Raw genomic sequence first — 12947 nt, 5'->3', positions numbered from 1 at the left:
TGGCGATGCCGCCCCCCAGCGTTCCTGCCAAGTTGTCGCTGGGTATAAGCGGCGGGGCGGCGAATGGCTCCGCTTGCGCATGTGGATCGGCGGGATGCGCGCGGGTCGAAAGGCCCGTATGACGGGCTGCGGCCCGGCCTCGCTCCGGCGCGGCCCCGGGCGGATGGTACCCGGACGACGATGCAGGCAACGATGCAGGCGACCATGCACGACACGCAACACGGCGAATCCGGCGCGGCCACCGGCGGCCTTCCGACCTTCGCGGACGTGGCCCGCGCCGCCGAGCGGATCGCCGGGGCCGCGCACCGCACCCCGGTGCTGACCTCCCGCACGGCCGACGCGATGACCGGCGGGCGCCTGTTCTTCAAGGCGGAGAACCTGCAGCGGGCCGGCGCCTTCAAGTTCCGCGGCGCCTACAACGCGATCAGCGCGCTGCCGGAGGCGGCCCGCACCCGCGGGGTCATCACTTACTCCTCGGGCAACCACGCCCAGGCGATCGCCCTGGCGAGCCGGCTGCTCGGAGCGCCCGCCACGATCATCATGCCGGGCGACGCCCCCGCGGCGAAGATCGCCGCCACCCGCGGCTACGGCGCCGAGGTGGTCCTGTACGACCGCTACACCCAGGATCGCGAGGCCCTGGGCCGCGAGATCGCCGAGGCCCGCGGCCTGACGCTGATCCCGCCCTTCAACCATCCCGACGTCATCGCCGGGCAGGGGACGCTGGCGCAGGAGCTGATCGAGACGGTCGGCCCCCTCGACGTGCTGGTGGCCTGCCTCGGCGGTGGCGGCCAGCTCGCGGGCTGCGCCCTCGCCGCCGCGGAGCTGTCACCGGGCTGCCGGGTGATCGGCGTCGAGCCGGAGGCGGGCAATGACGGGCAGCGTTCGTTCCGCGAGGGCCGGATCGTCACGATCCCGGTGCCCCGCACCATCGCCGACGGTGCGCAGTCGACGGCCCTGGGCGACCTGACCTTCGCGATCATCCGCGCGCGGGTGTCCGACATCCTCACCGTCACCGACGCGCAGCTCGTCGAGACCATGCGGTTCTTCGCCAGCCGGATGAAGCTCGTGGTCGAGCCGACCGGCTGCCTCGCGGCGGCGGCGGTGCTGAGCGGCCTCGTGGACGTGACGAACAAGCGCGTCGGCGTGGTGATCAGCGGCGGCAACGTCAATCTCGGGACCTTCGCGCGACTGACCGGCGAGGCCGCCTGAGGGCGCTCCCGCGCGGCGAATGCCGGGCCGGTGTGACCCCGCCGCGGTGGACCGGCCCCGGGCCAATGCTTATCTTGTACGCGTCAGAATGCGCGTCCCCGGGCCTTGAACCCGGATGGGCGGGAGGGTGACGATGTCCGCTGGTTTCAAGGTTCTCTCGCTGACCGATCGCGCCGCCGATCGGATCAAGGCGATCATGGCGGAGGCCGACCGGCCGATCGCCGGGCTGCGCGTCGGCGTCCGGAACGGCGGTTGCGCCGGGATGTCCTACACGATGGAATATGCCGAGGCGGCCAAGCCCGGAGAGGACGTGGTCGAGGATCGCGGCGTGCGCGTGTTCGTCGATCCGAAGGCGGTGCTGTTCCTGCTCGGCACCGAGATGGACTTCACCACCAACAAGCTGGCCTCGCAGTTCGTGTTCAACAACCCGAACCAGACCTCGGCCTGCGGCTGCGGCGAGTCGGTGGCGATCACGCCGGTCTCGGCTGACCGCCTGCCCGCGCAGGCCTGACCGGTCCGCGCCCGCCGTCGCGGGTGGCGCGTGTCGCCGGACGGCGACACGGCCGGGGCCGGCTCTAGGCCACCTGCATCAGCGACTCGGCGGCGTCGTCCAGGAAGCGGTTCCGGCCGGCGCGCTTCGCCGCGAACATGCACAGGTCGGCCCGCTCCATCAGCGAGGCGGGCGTGTCGCCCGGGCGCAGCACCGCCACGCCCAGCGAGATGGTGACCTTGCCGAGCGACTCGCCGGTCGAGCGCTTGACCAGCTCGCGCCCCATGACGCTGGCGCGGACCGTCTCGGCCACCTGCTTGGCCACCGTCCGGTCGACCCCGGGCAGGATGATGCCGAACTCCTCGCCGCCGAACCGGGCGAGCTGCGCCTGCTTGCCGGCGTTCTCGCGCATCACGATCGCCACGAGCCGCAGGACCTGATCGCCCGTGAGGTGACCGTACAGGTCGTTGAAGCGCTTGAAGAAATCGATGTCGAGGATGATCAGGCTCATGGGCGTGCTGCGCGCCCGGGCCGTCTCCATCGACGCTTTCAGCGTCTCCTCGAAATGCTTGCGGTTGGCGAGCCCCGTCAGGGCGTCGGTCAGGCTCTCGCGCCGGGTCGCCTCGAGCTTCTCGCGCAGGGTCTCGATCTCGCTGCGGGTCTCGCGCATGCGGGCTTCGAGAATCCGGTTGTTGGCGGCGACCTCCCGCGTCGTGGCGGCCAGGGTCGCGACGATCTCGCCGAACCGCGCCCGGCTCGGGACGCCCTGGGAGAGGTCCTGAGCGACCGCGCGCAGCGACTCGCTGTACTGCGCCGTCGAGCCCAGGGAGAGGTCCAGGATCTCGGTGACGGCCGCGATCTCGCTGAGGACGATGCGGCTGACGTCGTCGGTGGTGCTCGCGAGGCGGCGCCCGTCGAGATAGGTCTCGTGCAGGTCGTCGATGTCGCCCTCGGTGAGGCAGCCGTTCTGCGTGGTGAGACGCTTCACGGCGTCAGCGAGGAGCGGCAGCTCTCCCGAGACGTAGGCGTACCAGACGGCGTAGGCGCGCGGCGTCGCGGAGGGCCCGTAGTCGCGAATCAGATCGTGGCTGCGCTTCGCCAACGCGAAGCTGCGATCGCGATCCGAATAGGTCTCCTGGCTCATCCGTATCCCGCGGTCCGGGGCGACCGACGCGCCTGCGTCGTTGCCCTGACCCAATATACGGCTGCCTGGTAGCCGGACAGTTAAGCCGGAACAGACGTCTGTTACTTATCCTTCTTCGCCAAGACTGGTCGAAGCAGGAACGCAGGAACGTGCGAGCCGAGGCCGACGGGCGTGTCCCCGTCCGCGTCGATCCGGCGCCCGCGCTCCTCGCGCGCGGACTCGCCGCCGCGGCCTGACGCGCGCGGCTCCGGACGGCTCTCGGGGCGGCTCTCAGAACGGCTCTCGGGACGATCGTCCGGGCGGCTCTCCGCGCGCGCCGCGCCGCGGCCGCCGCGCGACCGGGTCGGACGCTCGCGGACCTCCTCGGTCTCGCTCGCGCTCCGGGCACTCTTCTCGACGACGGCCTTGTCGGCGCCCTTGTCGGCACCCTTGTCGCTGCTGCTCTTGTCGCCGCTCCGTCCACCGCTCTTGGCGGAGCGGCCGCCCCGACGCCCGTCGCTCGCGCGGCCGCGGTGGCGCGTCCCGGTGTCGCCGGACGGGTCGGCCACGCTGGTCAGGTCGCCGTCCAGCCAGGGGATCGGCTGGCCGATCAGCGCCTCGATGGCGCCGAGGGAGCGCGAGTCGTCGGGGGCGACCAGCGTGTAGGCCGTGCCGCTGCGGCCGGCGCGGCCGGTGCGGCCGATCCGGTGGACGTAATCCTCCGGGTGATGCGGCACGTCGAAGTTGAAGACGTGGCTGACGGCCGGGATGTCGAGACCGCGCGCCGCCACGTCGCTGGCGACCAGCAGGGCGGTGTCGCCGTTGCGGAACCCGTCGAGGGCCGTCGTGCGGGCGCGCTGGTCCATGTCGCCGTGGAGCGCCGCGGCGTCGAAGCCGTGGCTGACCAGGGACTTCTGCAGCAGCGCCACGTCGCGCTTGCGGTTGCAGAAGATGATCCCGTTCTTCAGCTCGCCCTCGCCGCGGATCAGGGTGCGCAGGCGCTCGCGCTTGGCGTGCCCCTCGGCGCCGGTGGCGACGAGCCGCTGGGTGATCGTGGTCGCAGTGGAGGCGGGCCGGGCCACCTCGACCCGCTGCGGGTTGTGCAGGAACATGTCCGCCAGCCGCTCGATCTCCGGCGGCATGGTCGCCGAGAAGAACAGCGTCTGCCGGGTGAACGGCACCATCTTCACGATGCGCTCGATGTCGGGGATGAACCCCATGTCGAGCATGCGGTCGGCCTCGTCGATGACCAGGAGCTCGACGCCGGTGAGCAGCAGCTTGCCGCGCTCGAAATGGTCGAGCAGGCGGCCGGGCGTCGCGATCAGCACGTCGGTGCCGCGCATCAGCTTGGCGTCCTGATCGGCGAAGGAGACGCCGCCGATGATCAGCGCCACGTTGAGCTTGTGGTTCGTCCCGTAGCGGTCGAAATTCTCGACCACCTGGGCGGCCAGCTCGCGGGTAGGCTCCAGGATCAGCGTGCGCGGCATCCGCGCGCGGGCGCGGCCGTTCTCCAGCAGCGTCAGCATCGGGAGCGTGAAGGCCGCGGTCTTGCCGGTGCCGGTCTGGGCGATCCCGAGGACGTCGCGGCGCGCCAGCACGTGTGGGATGGCCTCGGCCTGGATCGGCGTCGGCTCGGTGTAACCCGCCGCTTCGACGGCGTTCAGGACTTTCTCGCTCAGTCCCAGGTCGGAAAAAGGCATCTGCGTTCAGGAACCGTTGCGCGCCCGGCCGGCGCGAAGGACACCGTCGCGGCAACGGCTGGGAAAGGCTCGCGCGGGGCGCTCGGACGCTCCCGGGGCCGCGGGGCGCATGCTCCCTGTCAGTTAGGGCCTTGGCGCGACTTGTCAATCTCGCAATGGCGACAGTGCCTGCCCGCGCACAGGGGATCGGCCGCGCGAAGGGTCGCCGATCAGGGCCGGAGACGGTCGCCCGCGGGCGCGACGCAGGGATCCAGGCGGGTGGTGCGGGCGGATCGGGCCGCCGCGATGGCGCCGGTCGTCTCGGGCTCGGCCATCGGCGCGAGCGCCGCGGTCGCGACGGCAGTCCCGGGTGTCGGCGCGTCGGGCCGGCTCAGCCGCGCGAGCTGGTAGGCGCCGATCACCGCGACGATCCCGACCAAGCCCGCCACGCGCAGCGTCCAGGGCAGGGGGCCCGCGCTCCGCCTCGGTTCGACGCGCGCCACCCGCGCGGCGGTCGAGCCGGTCCGCGGGCTGGCCTGCGCGCCGGGCGCAGCCTCGCCGGTCCGGCGCTTGCCGAAGGTCGTCCGGCTCCGTTCGTCGGGGCTCTGCATGGACAGCGGTCTCCGCCGGCGGGGGACCGGATTCGGTTTGGGGCGCGACAGGGGCCCGGGGACGGGCCCGCGAGCGACGGACCATCGGGCAACAGGGTTAATCGATCGCTTACGCGCGAGAATCATTCTCGTCGAAGTTGTGCCGGAATAAAACGTCCGCCGCCGACGGCTCCTGCAGAGACCGCGAGCGATGTCGCCGGCCCCGCGCCGGCCGCCGCCAATATGCGCGGCGCGCAAGGCAGCTAGTCTTCACGGTCTCTGCAGCTCTCCTCGCCCTCGTCGAGCGCGCGAGCGGGCCGTCTGCTGTCGGGCAGGGCCGGCTAGTCTTCATCTTTCGTTGACGGGATGTCCCTAGCCTGAAGAGGCTTGTTGCAGGAAAGCGACAGACCCGCCATCCGAGAGCGCCTAGAAGGCTGCCGGCTCAAGCTAACCCAGGACCGAACACCACCATGAAGAAGCTTCTCCTCGCATCCACCGTCCTCGCCGGCATGACCGCCGCGGCGTCCGCCGCCGACCTTCCGCGCCGCGCCGCGCCGCCGCCGGTGTTCACGCCGGTGCCGGTGTTCACCTGGACCGGCTTCTACTTCGGTGTGAACGCCGGCTACGGCTTCGACGCCAACAGCCGCAACACCACCAACTACGCCCTGCCCGGCGGCTCGCTGATCAACTCCCCCGGCACCGCCGGCGTCGTCAGCGTCAACAACCGCAGCAACAACGACGGCTTCTCGGGCGGCGCCCAGATCGGCTACAACTACCAGTTCACCCCGGGCTCCGGCGTCGTGATCGGCTTCGAGGCCGACGCCCAGTACGTCGACTTCGCCCGCCGCGCCAACGGCACCCAGAACTACGCCTTCGGCGGCGCCCCGGGCATCGCGTTCGCCGCCCCGCGCGCCTTCGTCGCCACCAGCGGCAACGGGCTGGACTACTTCGGCACCGTGCGCGGCCGCCTCGGCTACGCCTTCGACCGCACCCTCGTGTACGGCACCGGCGGCTTCGCCTACGGCTCGGGCCAGGACGACCAGAACTTCGCCGGCAACCGCTTCCGCGACAGCTTCCGCACCGGCTGGGCCGCCGGCGGCGGCGTCGAGTACGCCCTGCCCACCGACTCGTTCCTGAACTTCTTCCGCTCGAACGCCGTGACGCTGAAGGTCGAAGGCCTGTACGTCAGCCTCGACCGCCAGAAGAACTCGGCCGGCGGCGTGTTCTACGGCAACCTCCTGCCCCCGAACGGCATCGCCTACCTCAACGGCGCCGCCGCCAAGACCGAGTTCGCCGTCGTCCGCGCCGGCCTGAACTACAAGTTCGGCTCGTACTGAGACCGGATGCCGGAGCCGGCTCTGCCGGCTCCGCGCTCCCGAAGGGCCCGGCCGCAAGGCCGGGCCCTTTCGCGTTTCGGGACCGCGAACCGGCCTCGGCGGGTGCGACAGGGAGGGCCGGAACCGCGCGGGCCGCCCGCGATTGAGACCGCGGCGCCCCTCAGTGACCCGGACAGGGCCTTCCACGCGAGGACCGGGCGCGCGGAGCGATCAGCCATGCGAAGCCGAATCCTTCTCCTGTCGCTCGCGGCCCTCGGCCTCGCGAACGCGCCGGCCTCCGCGCAGGACGCCAGCGTGATCGGCAAGGACACGATCCTGCCGGCCACGGGACCGGGAACCTCGACGGACGGCAAGGGGGGCGGGCGGCTGACGGAGGCGGCGAGCGCCGAGGACGCCGCCAAGCGTCAGGGGCTCAAGCCCGTCACCTTCCTGACCACGAAGATGATCGGCGTGACGGTGCGCAACGCCGCCGGCGACAGCGTCGGCAAGATCGAGGATCTGCTCATCGCCGACGGCGGGACGCTCAAGGCCGTCGTGATCGACGTCGGCGGCTTCCTCGGCCTCGGCAGCAAGCTCATCGCGGTCGAGCCGGGCGCCCTCGTGCTGCGTCCCGGCGGCGACCGATTCTCGGCGGTCCTCAACATGGGCAAGGACACGGTGGCGGCGGCCCAGCCCTTCGACCCGGCCAAGGTGATCGCGCCGCCCCGATAAGGCGCGACCGAAACCGGTCACCCGTCTTTGCGAGCGCAGCGAAGCGATCCAGGGCAGCGCGACTTCGGCGAACGTGGCGCTGCTGGGTTGCTTCGCTGCGCTCGCGATGACGGCGCGGCGCCATCGACCGACGCGGCGCGGCCGCGCCGGCGCTCCGGCGTCAGATGTCGAGGTCGGCGCCCTCGGCGAAGGCCGCGCGCTCGCTGATGAAGGCGAAGCGCGCCTCGGGCTTGTTGCCCATCAGGCGCTCGACCGTGTCGCCGGTCGATTCCCGGGCCTCGTCCAGGACCGCGACGCGCAGCAATGTGCGCTTCCTCGGATCCATGGTGGTCTCCTTGAGCTGGGCCGGCATCATCTCGCCGAGGCCCTTGAACCGCCCGATCTCGACCTTGCCGCCCTTGAACACGGTCTTGACGATCCGCTCCCGATCCGCGTCGTCCCGGGCATAGGCCACCTTCGAGCCCTGCTGCAGCCGATAGAGCGGCGGGATCGCGAGGTAGAGGTGGCCGCGGTCGATCAGCCTCGGCATCTGGCGGTAGAAGAAGGTGATCAGCAGCGAGGCGATGTGGGCGCCGTCGACGTCGGCGTCCGTCATGATGATCACCTTCTCGTAGCGCAGGTCCGCCTCGCGGAAGGCCGAACCGGTGCCGCAGCCGAGCGCCAGGGTGAGATCCGAGATCAGCTGGTTGGCGCCGAGCTTGTCGCGCGAGGCCGAGGCGACGTTCAGGATCTTGCCGCGCAGCGGCAGGATCGCCTGGGTCGCCCGGTCCCGGGCCTGCTTGGCCGAGCCGCCGGCCGAGTCGCCCTCGACGATGAAGATCTCCGAGCCCGCGGTGCCGGCCGCCGAGCAGTCGGCGAGCTTGCCGGGCAGGCGCAGCTTGCGGGTCGCGCTCTTGCGGGCGACCTCCTTCTCCTGGCGGCGGCGCAGGCGCTCCTCGGCCCGGTCGATCACCCAGTCGAGGAGCTTGTTGGCCTGGGCCGGGGAGGCGGCGAGCCAGTGGTCGAAGGCGTCGCGCACCGAAGTCTCGACGATGCGCTGGGCCTCCACGGTGGCGAGCTTGTCCTTGGTCTGGCCCTGGAACTCCGGCTCGCGGATGAACACCGAGAGCATCGACGCGCAGGTCGCCATGACGTCGTCGGTGGTCACCGCCGTCATGCGCTTGGCTTGGTTCACCCGCTCGGCGTGCTCGCGCAGGCCGCGCAGCAGGGCGACGCGCAGGCCGGCCTCGTGGGTGCCGCCCTCGGGCGTCGGGATCGTGTTGCAGTAGGAGTGCGAGATCCCGTCCTCGGCGACCATCCAGGCCACCGCCCATTCGAGCGACCCGTGCGAGCCCGGCTTGGTGATCTTGCCGGAGAACATGGCGTCGGTGACGAGTTCCTTCCCGTCGATGTCGCGGGCGAGGTAGTCGCGCAGCCCGTCGGGGAAGCGGTGCACCGCCTCGGCCGGCACGTCCTCCAGCCCCTCGAGGAGGGCAGGGGCGCAGCGCCAGCGGATCTCGACGCCGCCGAACAGGTAGGCCTTGGAGCGCGCCATCTTGAACAGGCGGCGCGGGTCGAACTTCAGCGAGCCGAAGATCTGGGCGTCCGGGTGGAAGCGCACGCGGGTGCCGCGGCGGTTCTGCACCCGGCCGACCAGTTCCAAGGCCCCTTGGGCATGACCGCGCGAGAAGGTCTGGCGGTAGAGGGTCTGGTTGCGCGCCACCTCGACCTCGAGCAGGTCGGAGAGCGCGTTCACCACCGAGATGCCGACGCCGTGCAGGCCGCCCGAGGTCTCGTAGACCTTCGAGTCGAACTTCCCGCCGGCGTGCAGCGTGGTCATGATGACCTCGAGCGCCGACTTGCCGGGGAATTTCGGGTGCGGGTCGACCGGGATGCCGCGGCCGTTGTCGGTCACCACGAGGGCGCCGGATTCCTCCAGCTCCACCTCGATGAAGCTGGCATGGCCGGCGACCGCCTCGTCCATCGAGTTGTCGATCACCTCGGCGAACAGGTGGTGCAGCGCCCGCTCGTCGGTGCCGCCGATATACATGCCGGGCCGGCGCCGGACGGGCTCCAGCCCCTCCAGCACCTCGATGTCGGAGGCGGTGTAGCCGCCCTCCGGCTCGGCGGCCGCGAGCGTCGCCACGGAGGCCGCCGAATCCAGCCGCCGCCGCGGCTCGGGCGGGCGGGCCGCCGCGCCCTTGCCGCCCGGCCCGAACAGGTCCCGCGCCGGATCGCTCACGCGCGGCCTCCTGGCACGCGGCGCGTCGGCCGGCTCGGCTTCGCGCAGACGGGTCTTGAGACGGGTCTCGGGTCGTGGAGCATGCGCCTTCATCCCCGCATGATAGCGGAACAAACCATAAACATCAAAGCCGTTCGCCCTGCGGCGAGGCGGTCGCATCATCGCATGCTGCGCCGCCGCGAGCGAGGGCCGCGTCCGTGTCGGCACACGGTTCCGCGCGCCGGGCCGTCATCACGACGTTGCACAACAATGGGTTAAGGCTTTCTCGTGACCCGCATGCCCGGCTTCCACAGGCGACGCCCGGAACAGAACGGGACGATCGACGTTGGTGGCGGAGATAAATCTTGACCGTGGTCAGGGAGCCGCAGTCCATGAGCGACGCCGCGATCGAGGCCCGCCGCCTCACGTTGATCCGCTTCGAGCACGCGGCCGGCGCCGCCTTCGGCTGCGACGATGACGCGGCCGCGGTGCCGCCGGCCCGGGCGCTGATGAACTCCACCACCCTCGCGCTCGCGACCTTCGCGACGGCCGTGGCGGCGACGATCACCTACCTGGTCTGAACCCGATCGCTGACCGCTACCCGCGGTGAGGGGCGGCAACGCTGCCTCTGCCACGTCCTTGCGAGCGGAGCGAATCAACCCAGTCGGCGCCACGTTCGAACGCCTCGCGCTGCACTGGATTGCTTCGCTCTGCTCGCAAGGACGGGCGGGCTTGCCGGCCCGCCTCAGCCTCGTCCACGAACGCTTCAGCCCGCGCTCGACGTCTTCGCTGCCGCCTTCTTGGCCGCAGGCTTCTTCGCGGCGGTCTTCTTCGCCGCCGGCTTGTCGCCGCTCGCGGCCCGCGCCGACCCTTTCCGGACCGCCCCGCGCTTTGCCGGCTTGCCGCCGCCCGCGGCGCGCTTGGCGTTCACCAGGGCGATCGCCTCGTCGAGGGTCAGCGCCTCGGCGCTCATCGTCTTCGGCAGCGTGGCGTTGACCTCGCCGTCCGTGACGTAGGGCCCGTACTTGCCGGCCTTGACCACGAGATCGCGGCCGCTGGCCTCGTCCTTGCCGAGCGGCCGGCCGGGATCGGCGGCCGGGCGGCCGCGTCCGCCGCCCTGCTCCTTGGCGACGATCAGGTCGATGGCGCGGTTAGCCCCGATCTCCAGCACGTCGTCGTCCTTGCCGAGATTGGCGTAGGTCTTCCCGTGCTGCACGTAGGGTCCGAACCGGCCGAGATTGGCCAGGATCGGCTCGCCGGTCTCGGGGTGGCGGGCCACCTCGCGGGGCAGCGCTAGCAGGGCCAGCGCCTTGTTGAGATCCACGTCCGAGGGGCTGAGCCCCTTGGGCAGCGACGAGCGCTTCGGCTTCTCGGCGCCCTTCTCGGCGGAGGCCTCGCCGAGCTGGAGGAACGGCCCGAACCGGCCGTCGCGCAGCGTCACCGGCAGGCCGGTCGCGGGATCGTCGCCCAGCACGCGCACGCCCGGCTGGCCGCCCTCGGCCGAGGAGCCGTCACCGTCGCCGTCGACGCCCGAGGCCGAGAGCTGCCGGGTGTACTTGCACTCCGGGTAGTTCGAGCAGCCGATGAAGGCGCCGAACTTGCCGAGCTTCAGCGACAGCTGGCCTGAGCCGCAGGTCGGGCAGGTGCGCGGGTTCGAGCCGTCGCCCTTGTCGGGGAAGATGTGCGGCCCGAGGAGGCCGTTCAGCGCCTCCAGCACGTCGGCGACGCGCAGCTCCTTGGTCTCACCGATCGCCGCGGAGAAGTCGCGCCAGAAGTCGCGCAGCACCGCCCGCCAGTCGATCTCGGCGTTGGAGACCCGGTCGAGCTGCTCCTCGAGGCCGGCGGTGAAGTCGTACTCGACGTAGCGCCGGAAGAAGCTCTCGAGGAAGCCCGTGACGAGCCGCCCCTTGTCCTCCGGCTGCAGCCGCTTCTTCTCGATCTTGACGTATTCGCGATCCCGCAAGGTCTGGAGAACCGCGGCATAGGTCGACGGGCGGCCGATGCCGAGCTCCTCCATGCGCTTCACGAGGCTCGCCTCGGAGTAGCGCGGCGGCGGCTCGGTGAAGTGCTGGGTCGAGCTGATCCGCTCGCGGGCGAGCGGGTCGCCGGCCTTCATGGGCGGCAGGCGGCGGCTCTCCTCGTCCTCCTCGTCGTCCTTGCCCTCCTGGTAGAGGGTCAGGAAGCCGTCGAACTTCACCACCTGGCCGGTGGCGCGCAGGTCGATGGTCCGCGGTCCGACCTTGGCGGTGACGTCGACGGTGGTCCGCTCCAGCTCGGCCGATTCCATCTGGCTGGCCATGGTGCGGGTCCAGATCAGCTCGTAGAGCCGGGCCTGCTCGGGCTCGAGGTGGCGCGCCACCGTCTTGGGCAGGCGGCCCATGTCGGTGGGGCGCACCGCCTCGTGGGCCTCCTGGGCGTTCTTGGCCTTGACGCTGTACTTGCGCGGAACGTCCGGCACGTAGCGGTCGCCGAACTCCTTGCCGATCACCCGGCGGGCGTCCTGGATCGCCTCCGGCGCCATGTCGACGCCGTCGGTCCGCATGTAGGTGATGATGCCGACCGTCTCGCCGCCGATATCGACGCCCTCGTAGAGCCGCTGGGCGACCCGCATGGTCTGGGCCGGCGCCATCCCGAGCTTGCGGGAGGCCTCCTGCTGGAGGGTCGAGGTGGTGAAGGGCGGCTGCGGGTGGCGCTTGGCGGGCTTCGCCTCGACGCTCGCCACCTGGAAGGTCGCGAGTTCGAGGTCGCGCTTGAAGGCCGCCGCCTCCTCGCCGGTGCCGACGTCGAGGCGCTGGATGCGCTTGCCGTCGGCGCCGACGAGGCGGGCCTCGAAGGTCGCGCCGTCGGCGGTCGTCAGGGTCGCGATGAGCGTCCAGTACTCGCGCGGCTTGAACCGCTCGATCTCCATCTCGCGCTCGACGACGAGGCGGAGCGCCACGGACTGCACGCGCCCGGCCGAGCGGGCGCCCGGGAGCTTGCGCCACAGGACCGGCGAGAGGTTGAAGCCGACGAGATAATCGAGCGCCCGGCGCGCCAGGTAGGCGTCGACCAGCGCCTGGTCGATCTCCCGCGGCTTGCGCATCGCCTGCTCGACCGACGCCTTGGTGATGGCGTTGAAGGTCACGCGCTCGACCGGGATGCCCTTGAGCGCCTTGCGGGCGGTGAGCGCCTCCAGCACGTGCCAGGAGATCGCCTCGCCCTCGCGATCCGGGTCGGTGGCGAGGATCAGCTTGTCGGCGCCCTTGACCGCCTTGGCGATCTCCGAGACCCGGCTCGCCCCGCGGTCGGCCAGCTCCCAGACCATGTGGAAGTCCTGCTCGGGATCCACCGAGCCGTCCTTGGGCGGCAGGTCGCGGATATGCCCGAAGGAGGCGATGACTTCATAGTCGCGGCCGAGATACTTATTGATCGTCTTGGCTTTGGCCGGCGACTCGACGACGACGACTTTCATTCAGACCTCTGCCCCTGACGGAGCCTGGGCGCGACGGACGAATTCTGTTCGAGATTCGCGTGGGACGTATGCCCGCCGTCGGGCCGGGGCCGCGCGCCGGGCACAAGTGGGTCACGGGCGGCGGGTTGTCAAATCGCGAGGTTGTTCGGGGGAGCCA

10 protein-coding genes are annotated in these 12947 nt (G+C 71.2%); 5 read left to right on the top strand and 5 right to left on the bottom strand.

The features are described from left to right. Positions 1-192 precede the first annotated feature (192 nt). Together LXM90_RS18620 and LXM90_RS18615 are read left to right on the top strand one after the other, a co-directional pair. Positions 193-1209: a threo-3-hydroxy-L-aspartate ammonia-lyase gene (locus LXM90_RS18620; RefSeq protein ID WP_020095326.1), complete on the top strand. Its 1017-nt coding sequence runs from the start codon at positions 193-195 to the stop codon at positions 1207-1209. 133 nt (positions 1210-1342) lie between these two features. After that, on the top strand, positions 1343-1720 hold the full coding sequence (locus LXM90_RS18615; protein WP_012317999.1) for a HesB/IscA family protein: 378 nt from the start codon (positions 1343-1345) through the stop codon (positions 1718-1720). Positions 1721-1784: 64 nt separating this feature from the next. Here LXM90_RS18615 and LXM90_RS18610 read toward each other — a convergent pair whose 3' ends face one another. The 3 genes from LXM90_RS18610 to LXM90_RS18600 form a co-directional block, all read right to left on the bottom strand. Next, complete coding sequence (locus tag LXM90_RS18610; RefSeq protein ID WP_020095327.1) at positions 1785-2843, bottom strand: sensor domain-containing diguanylate cyclase; 1059 nt, start codon at positions 2841-2843, stop codon at positions 1785-1787. 101 nt (positions 2844-2944) lie between these two features. Next, positions 2945-4522 carry a DEAD/DEAH box helicase gene (locus LXM90_RS18605; protein ID WP_205833399.1) on the bottom strand — a complete coding sequence of 526 codons (1578 nt, stop codon included), beginning with the start codon at positions 4520-4522 and terminating at the stop codon, positions 2945-2947. A gap of 209 nt (positions 4523-4731) precedes the next feature. Beyond that, entirely contained in the window at positions 4732-5112 is a 381-nt protein-coding gene (locus tag LXM90_RS18600) for a hypothetical protein (protein WP_020095329.1), read from the bottom strand. Between the two features lie 449 nt (positions 5113-5561). On the opposite strand from LXM90_RS18600, the gene LXM90_RS18595 reads away from it, so the two are divergent. Together LXM90_RS18595 and LXM90_RS18590 are read left to right on the top strand one after the other, a co-directional pair. Then, positions 5562-6428, top strand: coding sequence for an outer membrane protein (locus LXM90_RS18595; RefSeq protein ID WP_091980959.1), 867 nt, complete (start codon positions 5562-5564; stop codon positions 6426-6428). 216 nt (positions 6429-6644) lie between these two features. Next, positions 6645-7139, top strand: a complete 495-nt coding sequence (locus tag LXM90_RS18590) for a PRC-barrel domain-containing protein (protein WP_020095331.1) — start codon at positions 6645-6647, stop codon at positions 7137-7139. Positions 7140-7299: 160 nt separating this feature from the next. Here the strand turns inward: LXM90_RS18590 and parE are convergent, their stop codons facing one another. Continuing rightward, positions 7300-9360, bottom strand: coding sequence for a DNA topoisomerase IV subunit B (gene parE / locus LXM90_RS18585; protein WP_205833400.1), 2061 nt, complete (start codon positions 9358-9360; stop codon positions 7300-7302). 371 nt (positions 9361-9731) lie between these two features. Here parE and LXM90_RS18580 point away from each other — a divergent pair, with 371 nt between their 5' ends. Next, complete coding sequence (locus LXM90_RS18580) at positions 9732-9920, top strand: hypothetical protein (RefSeq protein ID WP_042669668.1); 189 nt, start codon at positions 9732-9734, stop codon at positions 9918-9920. 185 nt (positions 9921-10105) lie between these two features. Here LXM90_RS18580 and topA read toward each other — a convergent pair whose 3' ends face one another. Beyond that, the gene (gene topA / locus LXM90_RS18575) at positions 10106-12790 is read right to left on the bottom strand and encodes a type I DNA topoisomerase (RefSeq protein ID WP_042669667.1); all 2685 of its coding nucleotides are present in this window, start codon (positions 12788-12790) and stop codon (positions 10106-10108) included. Between the last annotated feature and the right edge of the window lie 157 nt (positions 12791-12947).

Origin of the sequence: Methylobacterium oryzae (assembly GCF_021398735.1) — a bacterium.
GTDB lineage: Bacteria > Pseudomonadota > Alphaproteobacteria > Rhizobiales > Beijerinckiaceae > Methylobacterium.
The sequence above is the reverse complement of the archived record's forward strand: the minus strand, read 5'-3'. Positions and strand labels throughout refer to the sequence as shown.

What these genes read in the sequence shown, in the direction of transcription:
- LXM90_RS18615 (WP_012317999.1), top strand. Translation starts at nt 1,343, where the DNA reads ATGTCCGCTGGTTTCAAGGTTCTCTCGCTGACCGATCGCGCCGCCGAT.
- LXM90_RS18590 (WP_020095331.1), top strand. Translation starts at nt 6,645, where the DNA reads ATGCGAAGCCGAATCCTTCTCCTGTCGCTCGCGGCCCTCGGCCTCGCG.
- LXM90_RS18580 (WP_042669668.1), top strand. Translation starts at nt 9,732, where the DNA reads ATGAGCGACGCCGCGATCGAGGCCCGCCGCCTCACGTTGATCCGCTTC.
- topA (WP_042669667.1), bottom strand. Translation starts at nt 12,790, where the DNA reads ATGAAAGTCGTCGTCGTCGAGTCGCCGGCCAAAGCCAAGACGATCAAT.
- LXM90_RS18610 (WP_020095327.1), bottom strand. Translation starts at nt 2,843, where the DNA reads ATGAGCCAGGAGACCTATTCGGATCGCGATCGCAGCTTCGCGTTGGCG.
- LXM90_RS18620 (WP_020095326.1), top strand. Translation starts at nt 193, where the DNA reads ATGCAGGCGACCATGCACGACACGCAACACGGCGAATCCGGCGCGGCC.
- LXM90_RS18595 (WP_091980959.1), top strand. Translation starts at nt 5,562, where the DNA reads ATGAAGAAGCTTCTCCTCGCATCCACCGTCCTCGCCGGCATGACCGCC.
- LXM90_RS18605 (WP_205833399.1), bottom strand. Translation starts at nt 4,522, where the DNA reads ATGCCTTTTTCCGACCTGGGACTGAGCGAGAAAGTCCTGAACGCCGTC.
- LXM90_RS18600 (WP_020095329.1), bottom strand. Translation starts at nt 5,112, where the DNA reads ATGCAGAGCCCCGACGAACGGAGCCGGACGACCTTCGGCAAGCGCCGG.